General features: G+C 58.2%; 16 protein-coding genes. 11 read left to right on the plus strand and 5 right to left on the minus strand.

Annotated elements, in window-relative coordinates; all coding sequences use genetic code 11:
• Nucleotides 1–12: 12 nt before the first annotated feature.
• From JOE29_RS20850 to JOE29_RS20860, 3 genes are all read right to left on the minus strand, one after another.
• Nucleotides 13–684 carry a haloacid dehalogenase type II gene (locus JOE29_RS20850; protein ID WP_058445953.1) on the minus strand — a complete coding sequence of 224 codons (672 nt, stop codon included), beginning with the start codon at nt 682–684 and terminating at the stop codon, nt 13–15.
• A 104-nt stretch (nt 685–788) separates the two neighbouring features.
• Entirely contained in the window at nt 789–944 is a 156-nt protein-coding gene (locus JOE29_RS20855; protein WP_003317799.1) for a hypothetical protein, read from the minus strand.
• A gap of 157 nt (nt 945–1,101) precedes the next feature.
• Nucleotides 1,102–2,022, minus strand: a complete 921-nt coding sequence (locus JOE29_RS20860) for a LysR family transcriptional regulator (RefSeq protein ID WP_003317800.1) — start codon at nt 2,020–2,022, stop codon at nt 1,102–1,104.
• Between the two features lie 131 nt (nt 2,023–2,153).
• On the opposite strand from JOE29_RS20860, the gene JOE29_RS20865 reads away from it, so the two are divergent.
• The 3 genes from JOE29_RS20865 to JOE29_RS20875 are packed head-to-tail and all read left to right on the plus strand — an operon-like array spanning nt 2,154 to nt 4,311.
• Nucleotides 2,154–2,648, plus strand: coding sequence for a DUF1440 domain-containing protein (locus tag JOE29_RS20865; RefSeq protein ID WP_032697878.1), 495 nt, complete (start codon nt 2,154–2,156; stop codon nt 2,646–2,648).
• A gap of 56 nt (nt 2,649–2,704) precedes the next feature.
• Complete coding sequence (locus JOE29_RS20870; RefSeq protein ID WP_122572440.1) at nt 2,705–3,274, plus strand: hypothetical protein; 570 nt, start codon at nt 2,705–2,707, stop codon at nt 3,272–3,274.
• Between the two features lie 20 nt (nt 3,275–3,294).
• The gene (locus JOE29_RS20875; RefSeq protein ID WP_074956005.1) at nt 3,295–4,311 is read left to right on the plus strand and encodes an SMP-30/gluconolactonase/LRE family protein; all 1,017 of its coding nucleotides are present in this window, start codon (nt 3,295–3,297) and stop codon (nt 4,309–4,311) included.
• 87 nt (nt 4,312–4,398) lie between these two features.
• Here the strand turns inward: JOE29_RS20875 and JOE29_RS20880 are convergent, their stop codons facing one another.
• Nucleotides 4,399–5,976, minus strand: coding sequence for a carbohydrate porin (locus JOE29_RS20880; protein ID WP_210079826.1), 1,578 nt, complete (start codon nt 5,974–5,976; stop codon nt 4,399–4,401).
• A gap of 167 nt (nt 5,977–6,143) precedes the next feature.
• On the opposite strand from JOE29_RS20880, the gene JOE29_RS20885 reads away from it, so the two are divergent.
• From JOE29_RS20885 to JOE29_RS20915, 7 genes are all read left to right on the plus strand, one after another.
• Nucleotides 6,144–7,418 carry an ABC transporter substrate-binding protein gene (locus JOE29_RS20885; RefSeq protein WP_198713839.1) on the plus strand — a complete coding sequence of 425 codons (1,275 nt, stop codon included), beginning with the start codon at nt 6,144–6,146 and terminating at the stop codon, nt 7,416–7,418.
• Nucleotides 7,419–7,439: 21 nt separating this feature from the next.
• Complete coding sequence (locus tag JOE29_RS20890) at nt 7,440–8,402, plus strand: sugar ABC transporter permease (RefSeq protein ID WP_210079827.1); 963 nt, start codon at nt 7,440–7,442, stop codon at nt 8,400–8,402.
• On the plus strand, nt 8,399–9,241 hold the full coding sequence (locus tag JOE29_RS20895) for a carbohydrate ABC transporter permease (protein WP_003392758.1): 843 nt from the start codon (nt 8,399–8,401) through the stop codon (nt 9,239–9,241). Before JOE29_RS20890 ends, JOE29_RS20895 begins: the two co-directional genes overlap by 4 nt.
• A gap of 27 nt (nt 9,242–9,268) precedes the next feature.
• The gene (ugpC, locus tag JOE29_RS20900; protein ID WP_348635028.1) at nt 9,269–10,414 is read left to right on the plus strand and encodes a sn-glycerol-3-phosphate ABC transporter ATP-binding protein UgpC; all 1,146 of its coding nucleotides are present in this window, start codon (nt 9,269–9,271) and stop codon (nt 10,412–10,414) included.
• Nucleotides 10,411–11,925 (plus strand): glycoside hydrolase family 32 protein, encoded by a 1,515-nt coding sequence (locus JOE29_RS20905; protein ID WP_210079829.1) that lies wholly within the window; start codon nt 10,411–10,413, stop codon nt 11,923–11,925. Before ugpC ends, JOE29_RS20905 begins: the two co-directional genes overlap by 4 nt.
• Before the next feature lie 67 nt (nt 11,926–11,992).
• Nucleotides 11,993–12,985: a LacI family DNA-binding transcriptional regulator gene (locus JOE29_RS20910; protein ID WP_096133829.1), complete on the plus strand. Its 993-nt coding sequence runs from the start codon at nt 11,993–11,995 to the stop codon at nt 12,983–12,985.
• 264 nt (nt 12,986–13,249) lie between these two features.
• Nucleotides 13,250–14,869, plus strand: a complete 1,620-nt coding sequence (locus tag JOE29_RS20915; RefSeq protein WP_210079830.1) for a methyl-accepting chemotaxis protein — start codon at nt 13,250–13,252, stop codon at nt 14,867–14,869.
• Nucleotides 14,870–14,998: 129 nt separating this feature from the next.
• Here JOE29_RS20915 and trpC read toward each other — a convergent pair whose 3' ends face one another.
• Nucleotides 14,999–15,799, minus strand: a complete 801-nt coding sequence (gene trpC, locus JOE29_RS20920) for an indole-3-glycerol phosphate synthase TrpC (protein WP_003317813.1) — start codon at nt 15,797–15,799, stop codon at nt 14,999–15,001.
• A gap of 484 nt (nt 15,800–16,283) precedes the next feature.
• Here trpC and JOE29_RS20925 point away from each other — a divergent pair, with 484 nt between their 5' ends.
• A complete protein-coding gene (locus tag JOE29_RS20925; protein ID WP_003347002.1) occupies nt 16,284–16,724 on the plus strand; it encodes an MEKHLA domain-containing protein in 441 nt (146 codons plus the stop codon).
• The last annotated feature ends 424 nt before the right edge of the window (nt 16,725–17,148 follow it).

Here is a 17,148-nt window from a genome sequence, read left to right on the forward strand (position 1 = left end):
CGCGAATCAGCGCTAAAACTTACCTGCGCAGAGTTTAATGGCGACATCCTGAACATCTTTGCCGATCAAGTCAGGCTGGGTGCCGATCGGGTTGAGCACCTTTCCCGGACGCTCGACAAACGCAGTGCGACACCCAGCCTGGGCGGCGCCGGCGATGTCCCAGGCGTGCGCAGCGACCATGATCATCTGATCGGTGGCGATGCCCAGGCGCTGTGCGACCATTTGGTAGGTTGCCGCGGCTGGCTTGAATTGACTGATTTCGCTGCCTGCCATGATGTGCTCGAAGCAGTCGGTCAACCCTGCAAATTCGAGCTGTTGCTGCAGCGCCTCCAGCGCGCCATTGCTCAGGGCAATGAGCACAAATCCGTTGTCGTTCAATAACTGCAGTGCCTGATGAACGTCCTTGTGCGCAGGAAGAGATTTGATGCCTGCGGCCAGGGCTTTGCACTGATCGTCGCCCACTTCCACCTGGTGCCGTGCGGCAACCATTCTCAAAGCGCCCTGCGCCAGATCACCAAACGCCTGGTACTGGCCGGTTATGGTGTTGGTCATCCAGCACTCTTGCAGCGTCAGGAACCATTCGGTGCGCAAACGGCTGTCGCCGAACAGTCCCGCGAAGAAAGCGTCGAGCGCGGCCAGATCCAGCAGCGTCTCGTTTACGTCAAAAATGATGTGTTTGAGCATGCTATGAGCCCCTGTTGCCTGCCTGAAGTGATGACCTCGAAGGCGGCGCCCAGCGGATGCTGACATCCGCCAGCACCGCCAAAGGTCACGATCAGATCACTGGCTTACGCCTGCTCTTCCTGCTCGTCATCATCGTGCTTAAGTGCCGGCTTCATACCTGGCTGAGGCGCGTGCTCGGCATTCGGCGCGATTTCTTCGCCGTGGTTCTTTTTCTCTTGCTGGACTTTTTTGTCGTGGGCAACGTTACGTGGATCAGTCATGGGAATTCCTTGATTGGCAGAGGATTCGAACACCCATCGACGTGATGCATGGGTTTGAGCGCCGGGGCAAGATTTGGAGTCAGGCCGTAGCAAGGCGTTCAGTGCATTTGAACCGGCATGCGAATAGCGGGTTTGGGCCTGAGCCCAGGCGACGGTGTCATGACTCGGCGGACGCCAGCTTGAACGCCGGCGACTGAACCAGCTCCATGATCACTTCGCGCAAGGACTGCGCACACGGAGACAGCTCGCGATACGCCAGCGCCAGCACATAGGCGACAGGTGTACCCGGACCCGTCAGCTCTCGACAGGCAAGCCGCCCCGGCTGACGTCGGGCATAGCGCTGCGGCATGAGCGCCACGCCCATTCCTCCGGCGACCAGCGCGGCGGTGGTCTGCATCTGGCGAGGCTGTTGCACGACCCGGGGGGTAAAGCCTGCACTGGCGCAGGCCAGCAGAATGTGCGAGTGCATGCCCGGGCCATGATGCGGGGCGAACAGAATCCAGGGTTGGTCTGCCAACGCCGCAAGACCGATGGACGTCTGCTCGGCCAAGGGATGATCCTGCGGCAGCACCGCAACCATGCGGTCCTCGAACAGCGGCTCGATCTGAATATTGCCGGGGTCGATGACCGGCAACACCAGAATGCCGACGTCCAGCCGGTCATTGCGCAGGCCTTCAAGCTGCTCGGGTGGGGTGGCCTCCTGCAGTTGAATATCGACGTTCGGGTTCGCTGCCTGATAGCGACGCAGCAGCGCCGGCAGTAAACCATCGACCACGCTATCGACAAAGCCCAGGCGAATCGTACCGAGCATGCCTGCCGCTGAGCGACGTGCCATTTCGCAGGCCCGTTCGGCCTGCAATAACGTCTGCCGAGCCTCGGCCAGAAACACGACGCCCGCAGCGGTCAATTGCGTGGAGCGCGTACTGCGCTGCAACAACTGCACGCCCAGACATTCTTCCAGACGACGAATCGCAACGCTCAGGGGCGGCTGTGACATGTTCAAGCGCTGCGCGGCCTTGCGAAAATTCAAGGTTTCAGCGACCACCACGTACTGACGCATCAATTTCAAATCAATCATCTGATATTTTTTTAGTATCAATGAGCTATCAAATTAGTATGTTACAAATAAATGAGCGTTGCACATACTTCGTGGTTCAACGGCTGGGGCGAGATCGCTCACAGCCTGGTCTATCAAGAAGGGGCGCTGATTTGAACACGCGAGCGTACGGTGTCGCCGCACTGGCCGGCTTTGTTGGGGGCAATGTTTCCAGTTTCATCAAATGGGGCACGGAAATACCCTTCCCGCCTCGCACGCCGGACCGCCCGGTTCCGCCCGTGGAGATGCTTGATTCGCTGGGCATCAACGCTCAGCAACTGACTTATGTGTATTCAGAGCACGTGGTGAATTACGGCAGTGCCCTGGTCCACCATGGCTTTTCCATCTTCTTCGCCATGTTCTATTGCCTGCTTGTACTCAGGTATCCGCGCGCCGCTCTTTGGCAGGGTCTGGGTTTCGGCCTGTTGATGACCCTGGGGTTTCACGGCGTCATCCTGCCAGCGTTTCATTGGGCACCGCCGCTGTGGGAGCTGCCCGCGTCGGAGTTGCTGTCTGAAACGTTCGGGCACTTGCTGTGGATGTGGGTGATCGAAGTCATACGGCGGGACTTGCAGCAGCGCTGGCTGCCTCACACCCGACCGGCCTGAGCAGTACGCTGCCTTGCGACAGACACATGGAATTTCCCTGTAAACGGAGTGACCCGATGAAATCTCTATACACACTGGCTCTGGCCTGCGCCGCCTGCGCGGGCATGGCGAGTGCCAATGCCGACGTGCAATCGGTGCCGAAAGAGTCTACGCAAATGACTCACAGCAACGGTCAACTGCAACCGCCTGTTTCGTATGCCACGCTGTGGGCTGACGAAAAAGGTGCCACGCATGTGGGCCACTGCCGCCTGGAAGGCCTGGAGTTCAAAAGCTATGCCCCGCCAGCCGCGCCGCAATGGGTCGGCGTCTCTCCTGACGATATTGAAAGCATCGCTTATGCGGTGCTGCCGGTGGGATACGTCGGCAACTGGCACCACGCGCCGGGTCCACAATGGGTCATCACCCTGCAGGGGCGATGGTCAGTGGAGACCACCGATGGCAGTGTGCTGGTGCAAGGACCGGGAGAGATGCAGTTCAATGCCGACACCCGGTCCCGGCCGCGTCCGGATGACGAGCGTGTAGGCCACCTGACGCGAACCGTGGGTGATCAACCCAATGTTCAACTGATCATCAAACTTAAACCAAGTGCGGCTGACAAACGTACCAACGGCAGCTGTGCCTATTGATCGCCTACGGACCTGAACACATGAAACCGACCGGTAAAAAACACTTTCTGCGCCCCTCCTCATGGTTATTGGGCGGTGCGCTCCTGGCCGCAGGTTCAGCAGGCGCAACCGACGCCGTCGCCCCTGTTCGGCAAGTGGTTATCGATCCAGCCTTCAGTCAACTGGTTGCCCCCCAGGCCCGCGTCGAGCTGCTGACCGATCAGGCGAAGTGGGCAGAAGGCCCGCTGTGCCTGGCCGATGGCCGTTTGATCTGGAGTGACATCAAGGCCAACAAAGTCAGCAGTTGGCAGGCAAAGGGTGGCGTGTCTACCTGGCTGGAAAAGGCCGACTTTCAAAATGGGCATACGCTCGACGGCCAGGGCCGTGTGGTGGCGGCCTCGCATGGCAAGCGCGGCATCGTGCGACAGGAGCCTAATGGTGAGTGGCATACGTTGGTCGACACCTACCAGGGCAAACGGCTGAACAGCCCGAACGATGTCGTGGCGGATAAGAGCGGCGCTCTCTGGTTTTCCGATCCCACCTTCGGGGTGCTGAGCAAAAGCGAGGGCTATGGCGGCAAGCCCGAGCAAGGCGGCGAGTTCATCTATCGCTATGTACCCGACACCGGGGAAATCACACGCCTCGACACCCCCGAAGTCCACTCGCCCAACGGCCTGGCCTTCTCGCCGGATCAACAGCTGCTTTATGTGGCCGACTCACAAATGGCCCACGACTTCACCAACAAGAAGCTGGCACATCGCATCATGGTCTATCAGGTGCGCGACGGTCGCTTGATCAACGGCAAAGTGTTCGCTGACATCGAGCCCGGCATCCCTGACGGGATCGCAGTCGACGCGCTGGGTAATCTGTGGAGCAGCAGCAAGGAAGGTATTCAGGTGTTTTCCGCAGCAGGCAAGCCACTCGGCAAACTGCTGGTCTCGGCTGCCGATACCAGCAACCTGACGTTCTGCTCCAGCGAGCAGACAAGCTGGGCGTACATTACCGCTGCCAACAAGGTGCTCAGGGTGGAGGTGATGAAGGGCGTCGCAGGTCAGTAAGACTGCCTCGATGCTCATTTAGTCAGGCTCGCCATTGCTAGACAGATTCAAAGCCCGGCACATCGCGCCGGGCTTTGAATACCGTGCCTAGAACCAAGTCTCCATCTGAATGCCGAACTGCCAAACACCACCGGCGTTGAAGTCGCTTTTGCCGAAGTTGCCGGTCGTGCTGTAGCGATCCAGGTCCGAAGACCAGTTCATGAGACTTGCGAAGACTCGCAGTTCGGGGCGCGTGAGCAGGTCACCCATGTCCGGCTTGAAGGTCGGCGCAACCGTAAACTTCCAGAAGTTACCGTCGACCGCATTGCGTTGCAGATAGCCTTTGGGGTCGAGGTCCATGGTTTGCCAACTCAGCTCGTAGGCCATCTCGAAGTTGCTGTTGATCTCGTTGGCCAGGCGCATGTTCAGCGTAAGCCAGCGGTAATCGTCGCCTTTGACATAGCGGTCTTTGCTCTGCTCGGCCAGCAGGCTCGGGCCGATGCGCCATCCCGGCGCGATAGGCGTCTCGCCATACATGGCCAGACGCAACGCGCGGGCTTCGTCGAGCAGTTCGCCATCCGAGCCAATGTCCTTGACCTGTGCACCCAGGCCCTGCCCATAGAGCAACGCGGTCTTGAAGAAGCCTTCGCGGCCGAAAAAGTCCTTCTGGTGATTGGCCAACATGGTGTGCAAGCCTGAATCTGCGGGTGCGAAACCGGCTTGATTGGTGCGCGTACCGACGTCGTTTTTCTTTGCGCCAATGGCGTTGAACATCCACTGCCACTGACCATTGTCGAAGAACTGGTTGGAGGTCAGGATGTAGCTTTCCACATCGGCATCGACGCCGCCCTCACTGAAATCTCCGTAGTTACGTCCGATCAGGGAATAGTTCGAGCGCCAGTCCTTGGTCATCTGCACATCGTAGATACCGCCACCGGTCCCGGCCAGAAAGACCACGTCCGAGTCCAGCCAGTGGATATCGAAATTATCCCTGTCGAAGCGCTTGCCGGCCCACAGGGTGGAGTTCTCGAACACTGAATTACCCTTGAAGGCGGCGATGTGGTCGAGTTCGGTAAATACCTGACGCACGTTCAGCTTGCTTTCGGTGGCCGTCCAGTCGTTGTAGCTTTCAACGCCATCGGCGATGGAGACGGTGAACTTGGAACGCGTGCCGTTCTGCGCATAGATTTCTTTCGACAGATCGAAGCGCATGTAGGTGTCGTCTTCGTTACCCAGGCGCCCGACCGCCCCACCGACTGAACCCGCGGGGGTTGTATAAGGCCCGCCGCGACCGCCGCCCAAACCGTCGTTGATCAACAGACCGGAGCGAGCATAGCCCTTGAAGCTGAACCCGTCGGTGAGGTGTCCGGCACCGCTTGGCTTCTCCATGCTTTGCTGGCGGGCTTCGAGTTTTGCCACGCGATCATCCAGAGCGGGCTGGGGACTGGCTGCCACAGTCGGCGTGGAAGTGGGCGCGGCAGGCTGCGCAGCGGGGGTGGCGAGTTTGAGTTGCTGAAGCTCCCGGGCGAGCGCCTGGGTCTGCTGTTCGGCTGCGGCTGCACGTTTTTCCGCAGCGCTGGCACGGGCTTCAAATGCGGCCATCCGCTCTTCCAGCGTCGCGGCCTGAGCGACGGTTGTCGACGTACCGAGTACCCCTGCGAGTAGCCATCTTGATGCGTTCTGCATGTGGACTTCCTGTTTTGTTTTTATTGTTTTCGTGACGTTGGCCGAGCCTTTTCTCTTCAGCGAAAAATTGTGCAAACCGACGAAAAAAGGGTGCCACATCGAAAATACGCTGCTACATTGACGATGTTAACGTTAACTTTTATAAAAACAAAAATAAAGAGGGCTCTATGAAACAGCTGAAATCTCTTCTTTCCGCCGCGCTGCTCACCCTGTCTGCCGGATGTTCTGCGCTGTCGAACGCAGCCGAGCTGACGATCTCGTGCGGGGCCGTCGGCGCTGAACTGCAACTGTGCAAGGAGGCAGTCGATAGCTGGTCAAAACAGACCGGCAACAACGTTCAGGTGGTTTCCACGCCTAACTCTGCGACCGAGCGCCTGTCGTTCTACCAGCAGATCCTCAGTGCCCAGTCCACCGACATCGACATCATTCAAATCGACATGGTGTGGCCGGGGATGCTCGCCAAACACCTGACGGACCTGCGCGAACTGCTTCCGGCGACTGCGACACAAGGCTATTTCCAGGCCCAGGTGGACAACGCCACCGTCGACGGCCGGCTGGTGTCGATGCCCTGGTTTACCGATTCGGGGCTGCTGTACTACCGCAAGGATCTGCTCGACAAGTACCAACAGCCGGTCCCCCAAACCTGGGAGGACATGACCGCTACTGCCAAAAAGGTGCAAAAAGCCGAACGCGATGCCGGGAACGCCACTATGTGGGGCTACGTGTTCCAAGGGCGCGCCTATGAAGGCCTGACGTGCAACGCCCTGGAATGGATCAGCAGCCAGCCGGACGGCGGACTGGTCAACCCGCGCGGAGACATCGTGGTCAACAGCCAGGCCTCAAGAGTCGCGCTGACCCTGGCCAAAAGCTGGGTCGGCGACATCTCCCCGCCCGGCGTCCTCAATTACACCGAGGAAGAAGGCCGTGGCGTATTCCAGTCGGGAAATGCGCTGTTCATGCGTAACTGGCCTTACGTCTGGGCCTTGGTGCAAAGCAAGGACAGCGCGATAAAAGACAAGGTCGGCGTCGCGCCCCTGCCCAGTGGCGGCGCGAACGGCACCCACGCTTCAACGCTCGGAGGCTGGGGCCTGGCGGTTTCGCGCTACAGCCGCAACCCCAAACTTGCGGCAGAACTGGTTGCCTACCTGACCAGCGCCCAACAGCAAAAACAGCGTGCTCTGGCAGGTGCCTACAACCCGGTCATCGAGTCCCTGTATGCCGACCCCGAGTTGCTCGCGGCGATGCCTTACTACCCCCAGTTGCACAGCATCCTCAGCAATGGGGTCATGCGCCCCGCCGCCATCACGGCCAACGGCTACCCACGCGTCTCCAACGCATTCTTCGATCGGGTGCATAGCGTGCTGGCGGGCGATATTCCGGTCGATCAGGCACTGGTCGAACTGGAACGCGAACTGACCCGCATCAAACGCCGGAACTGGTAAGCCACACGTAAGGAAATCAACATGCCTGTCTCTTCTACCGACTACCCCGGAGACGACGAACTCGTCACCCGGGAAACGCCTGTACAACGTCGCAGGCTACGCGCCGCCTGGCTGTTTCTGACGCCGATGCTGGTGTGCCTGGTCCTGGTGGCGGCCTGGCCGTTGCTGCGCACATTCTGGTTCAGCCTGACCGACGCCGATCTGTCGGATACCGACAGTGGCTCATTCGTGGGCCTGAGCAATTATCTGCTCTACGACGGCGTCATCTGGTCTGGCGTTCTGGTCGATCCGCAATGGTGGAACGCGGTGCGCAACACCCTGCATTTCACCGTGGTGTCGGTCGGGCTGGAAATGGTTCTGGGACTGATGGTGGCGTTGCTGTTGAACGTCAAGTTCACCGGACGCGCGCTGGTGCGTGCGTTGATTCTGATCCCGTGGGCGATTCCGACCATCGTCTCGGCGAAGATCTGGTCGTGGATGCTCAATGACCAGTTCGGCATCATCAACCACATGATGCTGGGCCTGGGCCTGATCGACGCGCCACTGGCCTGGACGGCAGATGCGGACCTGTCGATGTGGGCAGTGATCATTGTCGACGTCTGGAAGACCGTACCCTTTGTCACCCTGCTGATGCTCGCGGCACTGCAGATGCTGCCAAGCGATTGCTACGAAGCCGCCCGGGTCGACGGCATTCATCCGGTGCGGGTGTTCTGGCGTGTCACCTTGCCGTTGCTGATGCCCGCCTTGTTGGTCGCCGCAATCTTTCGCATCCTCGACTCGTTGCGGGTCTTCGACGTCATCTACGTCCTGACCTCCAACTCTTCGAGCACCATGAGCATGTCGGTCTATGCCCGCCAGCACCTGGTGGAATTTCAGGACGTCGGCTACGGCAGCGCCGCCTCCACCCTGCTGTTTCTGGTCGTGGCGGTGATTGCCATGCTTTACCTGTACCTCGGACGTCGCCAGCTGGAGGTGCGCTCATGAACCTGCGCACACTGAAGAAAGCGCTGCTGCGCCTGGCCTTCTGGGGCCTGGTCGGGGTCGTGCTGCTGTACGCGATCTTCCCTTTCTATTACGCCGTCCTGACCTCGCTTAAACCGTCCAGTGCCTTGTTTGAAGTGAGCTACTGGATCACCGAAGCCGACTTTTCCAATTACGCAGCGGTCCTCAGCCAGGCTTCATTCCTGCAGGCCATCGCCAATTCGCTGGTGGTTGCGCTGAGTGTGGTGGTGCTGGCGCTGTTCCTCGGTCTGACGGCGTCCTATGCCTTGGGCAGGGTCAAGTTCAGAGGCCGCGGCACGGTGCTGATGATGGTGCTCGGCGTCTCGATGTTTCCTCAGGTCGCGGTGCTGTCGGGGCTGTTTGAAGTGATCCGCGCACTGGGTCTGTACAACACCTCATGGGCGCTGATCCTGAGCTACACGATTTTCACCCTGCCCTTCACCGTCTGGGTGCTGACCACGTTCATGGGGCAACTGCCGCATGAACTGGAAGAAGCGGCAATCATGGATGGCGCATCGCCCTGGGTCACACTGACCCGCGTGCTGCTGCCGTTGCTGTGGCCCGCACTGGTCACGACCGGCCTGCTGGCGTTCATTGCCGCGTGGAACGAGTTCCTGTTTGCCCTGACCTTCACCCTGACAGACGCGCAACGAACGGTCCCGGTCGCCATCGCCCTGATCTCGGGTGGCAGCTCCCACGAATTGCCCTGGGGTCTGTTGATGGCGGCGTCGGTGCTGGTGACCGTGCCACTGGTGATTCTGGTGCTGATCTTCCAGCGCCGCATCGTTTCCGGCCTCACTGCCGGCGCGTTGAAAGGTTGATGCACACAACTGACAAGGAACAGCATCGTGATGAAATTGAAGCTAGCCAACATCAACAAACAATTGGGCGGTACGCGTATTCTGCGCGACGTCAGCCTGGAGATCGCTGCAGGTGAGTTCGTTGTGTTCGTCGGCCCGTCGGGCTGCGGAAAGTCGACGCTGCTGCGCTTGATCGCCGGCCTGGATTCGATCTGTGCTGGCGACCTGCTGATCGACGGACGACGGGTCAATGACCTGGAACCACGCGAGCGTGGTGTCGGCATGGTCTTTCAGTCGTACGCCCTGTACCCGCACATGAGCGTCTACGACAACATCAGTTTTGGCCTCAAGCTGGCCAAGACGGAAAAAAGCAGCCTGCGCGAACGCGTGCTGAAAACCGCGCAGATCCTGCAACTGGACAAACTGCTGCAGCGCAAGCCCCGGGAACTGTCCGGCGGGCAGCGTCAGCGTGTGGCCATGGGCAGAGCCATGGCGCGGGAACCGGACATCCTGTTGTTCGATGAACCGCTCTCCAACCTGGACGCCTCGTTGCGGGTTCAGATGCGCAACGAAATCGCCCGGCTCCACAAGCGGCTGGGCTCGACGATGATCTACGTCACCCACGATCAGGTCGAGGCGATGACCCTGGCGGACAAGATCGTCGTGCTCAACGGCGGTCAGGTCGAACAGGTCGGCTCACCACGTGAACTCTACGAGCGCCCTGCCAGCCTTTTCGTCGCCGGTTTTCTGGGCTCGCCGAGAATGAATTTTCTGCCCGTGAGCTTGCAGGCACCGGGTCGCAACAGCCTGATCGATATCCCGGCACTGGGCATGAAATCCCTGCCCTTCGACAGCTCGAATCTGACCGAGGATGCGCAACTGACCCTGGGTGTTCGCCCGGAGCACATCACCCTCAATGCTGCGAACAACAGCGTTGGCGTCACGGTATCCGGTGTCGAATACCTGGGCAGCGAGGTCTACGTGCACCTGGCTACCGGGGCGAGCGAGCCCTTGATTTGTCGCTGCGATGCCAAGGCCGGCTGGCAGGTGGGCGACCAGGTCGCGCTGCAATTCGACGACAGCAACCTGCACCTGTTCGACGCCGATGGCCTGGCCCTGAAGCGCCACACAGACGCCAGTCAACACCTGACACCCGGCACCACACCGCACCTCGTACAAGCAGGCACCCTATGAGTTTTTCTGCAAACGCCATGAGCAACCCGATGTCTCCCGCCCTCGAGCGCGCGCACCATGCGCTGGAAGAGGGCCTGTCGCAGCTCGTCCACGATTATCGCCCCGGTTATCACCTGGCCCCGCCGGCAGGCTGGATGAACGACCCCAACGGGGTGGTGTTCTTTCGCGGCGAATATCATGTGTTCTATCAACACCACCCGTTCGACGCGAAATGGGGCCCGATGTACTGGGGTCATGCGAAGAGTGCCGATCTGGTCCATTGGCAGCACCTGCCCATTGCCCTGGCACCCGGTGATGACTTCGATCGGGACGGCTGTTTTTCCGGCAGTGCAGTGGTGTGTGGCGACACCCTGGCGCTGATCTACACCGGGCACACATGGCTGGGTGAAGTGGGCGACGAGCGCTTTATCCGTCAGGTGCAGTGCCTGGCCACCAGTACCGACGGCATCAGCTTCAGCAAACACGGCGCCGTCATCGACACCCCGCCGCAAGACGAGATGATTCATTTCCGTGACCCGAAGGTCTGGCGACAGGATGGCCACTGGTACCTGATTGCCGGCGCACGTCTGGGTGACAAACCGCTGCTGCCTATCTATCGATCTACGGACCTGCACGCTTGGGAATTCGTCAGCTATGTGTCCACAGGCGCCGAAGGCGACGGCTATATGTGGGAATGCCCGGACCTGTTTGGCCTCAATGGACGCGACGTACTGCTTTACTCCCCCCAGGGCATGCCGGCACAGCGCTACGAGCGACTGAACCGGTTCCACACCGGCTATCGAGTGGGCCAGGTCGACAATCAATGGCAATTCACCGGCGGGCCTTTTATCGAGCTGGACAGCGGCCACGACTTCTACGCGGCGCAGACGCTGGTGGCTGCCGATGGCAGACGTCTGCTGTGGGCGTGGGTCGACATGTGGGAGAGCCCGACCCCAACCGAAGCGCATCACTGGCGCGGCATGCTCGGCCTGCCGCGAGAACTTGAAGTGCGCGAAAATCGCCTCTGCGTACAACCCGCACGCGAGCTGACAGCGCTGCGCAACGAGTCACTGCCAGGCACTCCCTGGTGGAGCGAAGCCGGTAGCCAGTGGCTGGCCGACATACACGGCGACATGCTCGAAATCCACGTGCACCTGGACCTGCTCGACTGCGCCGAAGGTCACCTGGGCGTGGCATTGCGTTGCAGTCAGGATGGCCAGGAACAGACTCTGCTTTACTACGACGCGTCGCTAAAACGTTTGGTACTCGACCGTACTCAATCGGGCACCCACGTCAGCGGTCAGCGCAGCGTAGCGATAGATCCACAACAGAATCAGCTTGAACTGCGGATCTTCCTTGATCGCTCATCCATTGAGGTGTTCGAGCAAAACGGCAGTTTCAGCTTCAGCAGCCGCCTTTACCCACAGACCGACAGCCTGGGGGTGAAGCTTATTGCCAATGGAACCGGAGGCCGAGTCTGCATTGCCGACGCATGGCAACTCTCCTCGGGATACCTGTCGGTAAATCATTGAAGTCGCGAAAAAAATCAGGTCTCTGTAGCATGATAATCATCAGTCAACCCGACAGGCCCCGCCTCGCATGACCTCAGTTAAAGACGTTGCAAAACTGGCCGGTGTGTCTCTGATGACGGTATCTCGGGCGCTCAATGATCCGGGAAAACTGAGCCCCGAGACGTATCAGCGAGTGCGCAACGCGATCGACGAGCTTCAATTCGTACCCAGCCTGTCGGCTCGCAGGATTCGCGGCGACAACCTGCAGACCCGAACCATCGGCGTATTCGCCCTGGACACCGCAACGACGCCGTTCGCGGTCGAGCTGCTGCTGTCCATCGAACAGACCGCGCAGCAGGCAGGCTGGAACGTCTTTATCCTCAACCTGCTGAGCAATCCGCCCACCGACCAGAACATTGATCTGATGCTGTCGCACCGCCCCGACGGGTTGATCTTCAGTGCCATGGGCTTACGCAAAGTGAATATCCCCCAGCGCTTGAAGAGCAAACCGCTGGTGCTCGCCAACTGCGTAGCCGATGACAGCAGCCTGGTCAGTTATGTGCCGGACGACGAAACCGGTCAGTACCGTGCCTTGCACCACGCGTTCAGCAAGGGCTATCGACGCCCGCTGTTCATCAACCTGCCAAAACAGAGCCTGGCCTGGGAAATCCGCCAAGCGGGTATGCAGCGTGCCTGCGAGGCATTCGGTCTGGCTGGCGACGAACTGTTGCAATACAACCTGTCCGAGCATGACGCCTATTGGGAAACTGCCGCCATCCTTGCCCGGCACATGCTGGACGGCCGTCCGCAGTTCGACATTCTGATCTGCGGCAATGACCGCATTGCCTTTTGTGCCTACCAGTTGCTGCTGGGCCAAGGCCTGAAAATCCCCGGCGATGTCGCCGTACTGGGTTATGACAACATGATCGGCATCGCCGAGCTGTTCATCCCTGCGCTGACCACGGTGCAACTGCCGTATTACGAGATCGGTCGCAACGCCGCTCGGCACTTGATCGACAGCCTTGACGTATCGGGCTCTCAGCCGGTGGATTGCCCGCTGGTGGTCAGAGAATCGTTATGATTGAAGGGTGGGCGTCCGGCCACCCTAACAGTTTAGCTTTTTCCTTATTTTTCAAGCTTCTGCTGACGAATAGCTCAAATTAAGAAAGCTGTAGTCATCCCTCACTTATATAAATTCTCGCCCCAAAATAGCGCACTAAAAAATCAAGAATACAAAAAGGCGCACAACTAATAAATCAACTAACCTCCCCACCCTCAAGTAAAACCCTTAGTCGCCGATAGTTCTAAAACCGTAAAAATAAATTCTACAAGGAGGTCAGTGGCAATGAGAAACCTGAAAGTATCTGCACGCGCAGCACTCAGCTTTATGTTTATTGCGCTCCTATTGGTCGCCTTGGGGGGGATTTCAGTATGGAAAATGGGAGACATTCGCGAGACCGCCAGAGACCTTGAAAACGACGCATTGGCCAGCGTGGTGGTTGCAGACCGAATCAACGCCACCATGCTGCGCCTGCGCCTGGAAGTCCGCAGAATGCTGTCCCAGACCAATCCGCAGGACATGGCCACTACGACCGGCATGATCGCTTCGCTGAGCGAAGAGTTGAAAAAGCAGGTAGCCCTTTACGCCCCGTTTGTCGCCAGCGATAAAGAAGGACAACTGTTCAAGGCCGTGTCTGAAAACACCGATAAAGCACTGGTTGCATTCGATCAGGTGACTGCACTTATCCGTAAAAACGCAGCCAACGAAGCGCTGGCCTACCTGAGCTCCAACGTCACTCCTGTTACCCGTCTTCTCGACGACGCTGTAAACGGACTTGTTCAAATGAACATTGACGAGGCCGCAAACTCAGGAAAAGAATCCGAGGATTCGTATCAAAGCGGCTTAACGTTTGTGATCTTCATTATTGCAGCAGCGACGCTGGCGACGATTGTGCTGGCCGTGCTGTTTACCAAAAGTATCGTTGCACCATTGCGCGACATGCTGCGGGTCAACGACACCATCGCCAGGGGAGATCTGCGCAGCGTGATTACTGTCACGGGCAAGGACGAATTTTCCGATCTGATGCGTTCTACCCAAGTGATGCAAAACAATCTGCGCGATACGATCAAGCTGATCGGCGATTCATCCACTCAACTGGCGTCTGCGGCCGAAGAAATGAACGCGGTCACCGAAGAGTCCAGCAGAGGTCTGCTGCGCCAGAATAACGAAATCGATCAGGCAGCCACCGCCGTCAACCAGATGACCGCTGCGGTCGATGAGGTGGCGCGCAATGCTGCCGCTGCATCGGATGCAGCCAAAGCCTCTGATCAATCAACCCGCACCGGCGCAGCGCGGGTCACCAGCACGGTCGACGCCATCGAGAAACTGAGCAAGACCGTGCAGAGCACCAGTGTCGATGTAGAGCGTCTGGCCGTGCAGTCCAAGGACATCAGCAAGGTATTGGAAGTCATTCGTACGATTGCGGAGCAAACCAATCTCCTGGCCCTCAACGCGGCCATCGAAGCGGCCCGGGCAGGTGAGCAGGGACGCGGTTTTGCAGTGGTGGCGGATGAAGTCAGAGCGCTGGCACATCGCACTCAGACCTCGACTCAGGAAATCGAGAAAATGATTGGCGACATCCTCACGGGCACTGCACAGGCCACCAAGGCCATGAGCGAAAGTTGCGATCAGGCCGATGGCACACTCACCATCGCTCATGAAGCCGGAGCAGCGCTGACCCTGATCGCGAAAGCGATCAATGAAATCAACGAAATGAACCTGATGATTGCGACTGCATCGGAGCAACAGGCGCAAGTCGCCCGCTCGGTCGACGGCAACCTGATGAGTATCCGCGATCTTTCCATTCAGAGTGCAACGGGGGCCAATCAGACAGCGGCGGCCAGTTCCGAGCTCTCAGTACTTGCTGCAGACATGAACAAGCTGGTGGCGAGGTTTTCGCTTTAAAGGGTTTCTACTGCTTCAGGTCGGAATGCTGTGGATACTGATTCCACAGCATTCAGGGCAAATCAATTGCCTACATGACTCGTCAGAGGAGCGCACAACCGCTCCTCTGGGCCTGGAGCTTAATACGTGTCAGTCAGCACTGCCGGTCAGCAGTGTTCTTGTCGCCGCAGTAACATCCTCTTTACGCATCAGGCTTTCGCCGACCAGAAAGGTAGTAATGCCGGATTTTTTGAGTCGTAGGCAATCGTTATGGTTGCCGATGCCACTTTCACCGACCAGCAGCTTGCCTGCGGGCACCATGGATGCCAGTCGCTCGCTTGTGCCGAGGTCTACTTCGAAGGTATGCAGGTTACGGTTATTGACACCGAGCAGCGGGGAGGACAGTTTGAGCGCACGCTCCATTTCATGTTCGTCATGCACTTCTACCAGGACGTCCATCCCCAGCGTCATGGCCGCACTTTCAAGTTCGGCAGCCAGGTCATCACTCAATGAGGCCATGATCAGCAATATGCAGTCCGCGCCCCAGGCACGTGCCTCATACACCTGATACGTATCAAACATGAAGTCTTTTCGTAACACAGGAAGGGCGCAAGCGTTTCGCGCATCGATGAGAAACTGCGGCGAGCCCTGGAAGCTTGGCGTGTCGGTCAGAACGGATAAACAGGCGGCGCCACCGGTTTCATAAGCCTTCGCCAGTTCAGGAGGGTTGAAGTCTTCGCGAATCAGACCTTTTGATGGACTGGCTTTTTTGATTTCTGCAATCAAGCCTATCAGACCCTGCTGCTCTTTTGCTTTCAGTGCTTTATAAAAACCGCGTGGGCTGGACTGTTCGAGGGCACGCTGTTCGAGGCGGCTGAATGGCAAGTCAGCTTTCGCCGCCTCTATTTCTTGAAGTTTGTAATGTTTTATTTTGTTTAAAATATCACTCATGACAGTCACTCATATTAGCGGGCAGTTTATTACGTTAATCCCTGTGATGCTTGACGCAAGAACGCTCATCCTTGCCCTCTGGCAACATTTAAACCAGACTACCTTCACTGACCGACAAATAATAATTAAATTTAATTTATCAATCTTTAAATATCACGCGCCCTAAATATATCATAATGACTTATGATGTAAACCCAGAGAATAGGCTCTTCGATAACGTATTCCTTCATTGAAGCCAGGCGACCAGGATGGCGAAACAACATCAACTTGCCGTTGCCGCCTTGATATAGCGTGCTATTTCAGAAATAAAGTCTCTAATAAACGTATCTTTGCGTGCTCGTTGATTACACCCCTGGCGGCCAAGAGCAGCGACGAGGCCGGCAGCATCGTGGCGATCTTGCGCTCGCTATGGTGGGCAACCAAAGGGCAAACGTTTCCAACTGACGATGCGAGGTGACAGGTGTCTCAAGAACAGTTCATACAGATGCTCGATGAAAGCTACCGACATTGGACCGGCCACGGACTGCCGTCCCCTCGGCAACTGGACTCGCAACAACGCCTCACCTGGCTGCATACACAAGCTCCCTATAGCCTGTTGGCCCACGATGGCGCCACGGACCCGCGCTTTACCTACGTGAACGAATGCGCGCTGCAATGCTTCAAGTACCCGCGCGACAGTTTCATCGGCATGCCCTCACGTTTCAGCGCCTCGGAGCTCGATCGTGCTCAGCGTCAGGTATTGCTGGAGCAAGTCACCGCCAACGGCATCGCTGAGGGCTACAGCGGCTGGCGAGTGGATGCGAATAATCAACCGTTCATGATCTACGCAGGTGTGGTGTGGACCTTATTGAATTCGCAGGGCCAGGCGTGCGGGCAAGCCGCGTTGTTCTGGCCGGATGAGCAGCGTATCGGCGTTGTGGATTAAGGTTTTTCGGAATGGTTGTCTGCTCATGCTCGAGCAGACAACCTGACCAACCACCTTGTCCAGAAGCATCGCCCCACGCTCCATCCTGCCGATTCGATGACGAAGAAGTCCCCGCTTTCCAGTGCAGATTTATCCCCTCACCAAACGTCTAATCAGCTCAAGCTGATCGTTTCATTCATGGCTGCGCCTGCGCTCTGGAATCCACTGATTTCGTACACGCTTCTGGATCAACGCCGCCGGCACGTCACGCGATGATATCGGCTGCTGAAGCAAGCGTGCGACGACGATGGCGTCACGATCGGTTCGCTGTGATGACCGAACAGACACCACCCCATTGCACATACCGATCCCCTGTCCTCTGACTTTTCACGGCCGGTGCATTGGCTGTTGACGAGCCTGAGTGATGTGAATTGCAGGCACCAAC

Source organism: Pseudomonas sp. PvP009 (assembly GCF_017832995.1).
In the GTDB taxonomy this organism is placed as follows: Bacteria; Pseudomonadota; Gammaproteobacteria; order Pseudomonadales; family Pseudomonadaceae; genus Aquipseudomonas; species Aquipseudomonas syringae.

What these genes read in the sequence shown, in the direction of transcription:
- JOE29_RS20850 (WP_058445953.1), bottom strand. Translation starts at nt 684, where the DNA reads ATGCTCAAACACATCATTTTTGACGTAAACGAGACGCTGCTGGATCTG.
- JOE29_RS20855 (WP_003317799.1), bottom strand. Translation starts at nt 944, where the DNA reads ATGACTGATCCACGTAACGTTGCCCACGACAAAAAAGTCCAGCAAGAG.
- JOE29_RS20860 (WP_003317800.1), bottom strand. Translation starts at nt 2,022, where the DNA reads ATGATTGATTTGAAATTGATGCGTCAGTACGTGGTGGTCGCTGAAACC.
- JOE29_RS20870 (WP_122572440.1), top strand. Translation starts at nt 2,705, where the DNA reads ATGAAATCTCTATACACACTGGCTCTGGCCTGCGCCGCCTGCGCGGGC.
- JOE29_RS20875 (WP_074956005.1), top strand. Translation starts at nt 3,295, where the DNA reads ATGAAACCGACCGGTAAAAAACACTTTCTGCGCCCCTCCTCATGGTTA.
- JOE29_RS20880 (WP_210079826.1), bottom strand. Translation starts at nt 5,976, where the DNA reads ATGCAGAACGCATCAAGATGGCTACTCGCAGGGGTACTCGGTACGTCG.
- JOE29_RS20885 (WP_198713839.1), top strand. Translation starts at nt 6,144, where the DNA reads ATGAAACAGCTGAAATCTCTTCTTTCCGCCGCGCTGCTCACCCTGTCT.
- JOE29_RS20890 (WP_210079827.1), top strand. Translation starts at nt 7,440, where the DNA reads ATGCCTGTCTCTTCTACCGACTACCCCGGAGACGACGAACTCGTCACC.
- JOE29_RS20895 (WP_003392758.1), top strand. Translation starts at nt 8,399, where the DNA reads ATGAACCTGCGCACACTGAAGAAAGCGCTGCTGCGCCTGGCCTTCTGG.
- JOE29_RS20905 (WP_210079829.1), top strand. Translation starts at nt 10,411, where the DNA reads ATGAGTTTTTCTGCAAACGCCATGAGCAACCCGATGTCTCCCGCCCTC.
- JOE29_RS20910 (WP_096133829.1), top strand. Translation starts at nt 11,993, where the DNA reads ATGACCTCAGTTAAAGACGTTGCAAAACTGGCCGGTGTGTCTCTGATG.
- JOE29_RS20915 (WP_210079830.1), top strand. Translation starts at nt 13,250, where the DNA reads ATGAGAAACCTGAAAGTATCTGCACGCGCAGCACTCAGCTTTATGTTT.
- trpC (WP_003317813.1), bottom strand. Translation starts at nt 15,799, where the DNA reads ATGAGTGATATTTTAAACAAAATAAAACATTACAAACTTCAAGAAATA.
- JOE29_RS20925 (WP_003347002.1), top strand. Translation starts at nt 16,284, where the DNA reads ATGCTCGATGAAAGCTACCGACATTGGACCGGCCACGGACTGCCGTCC.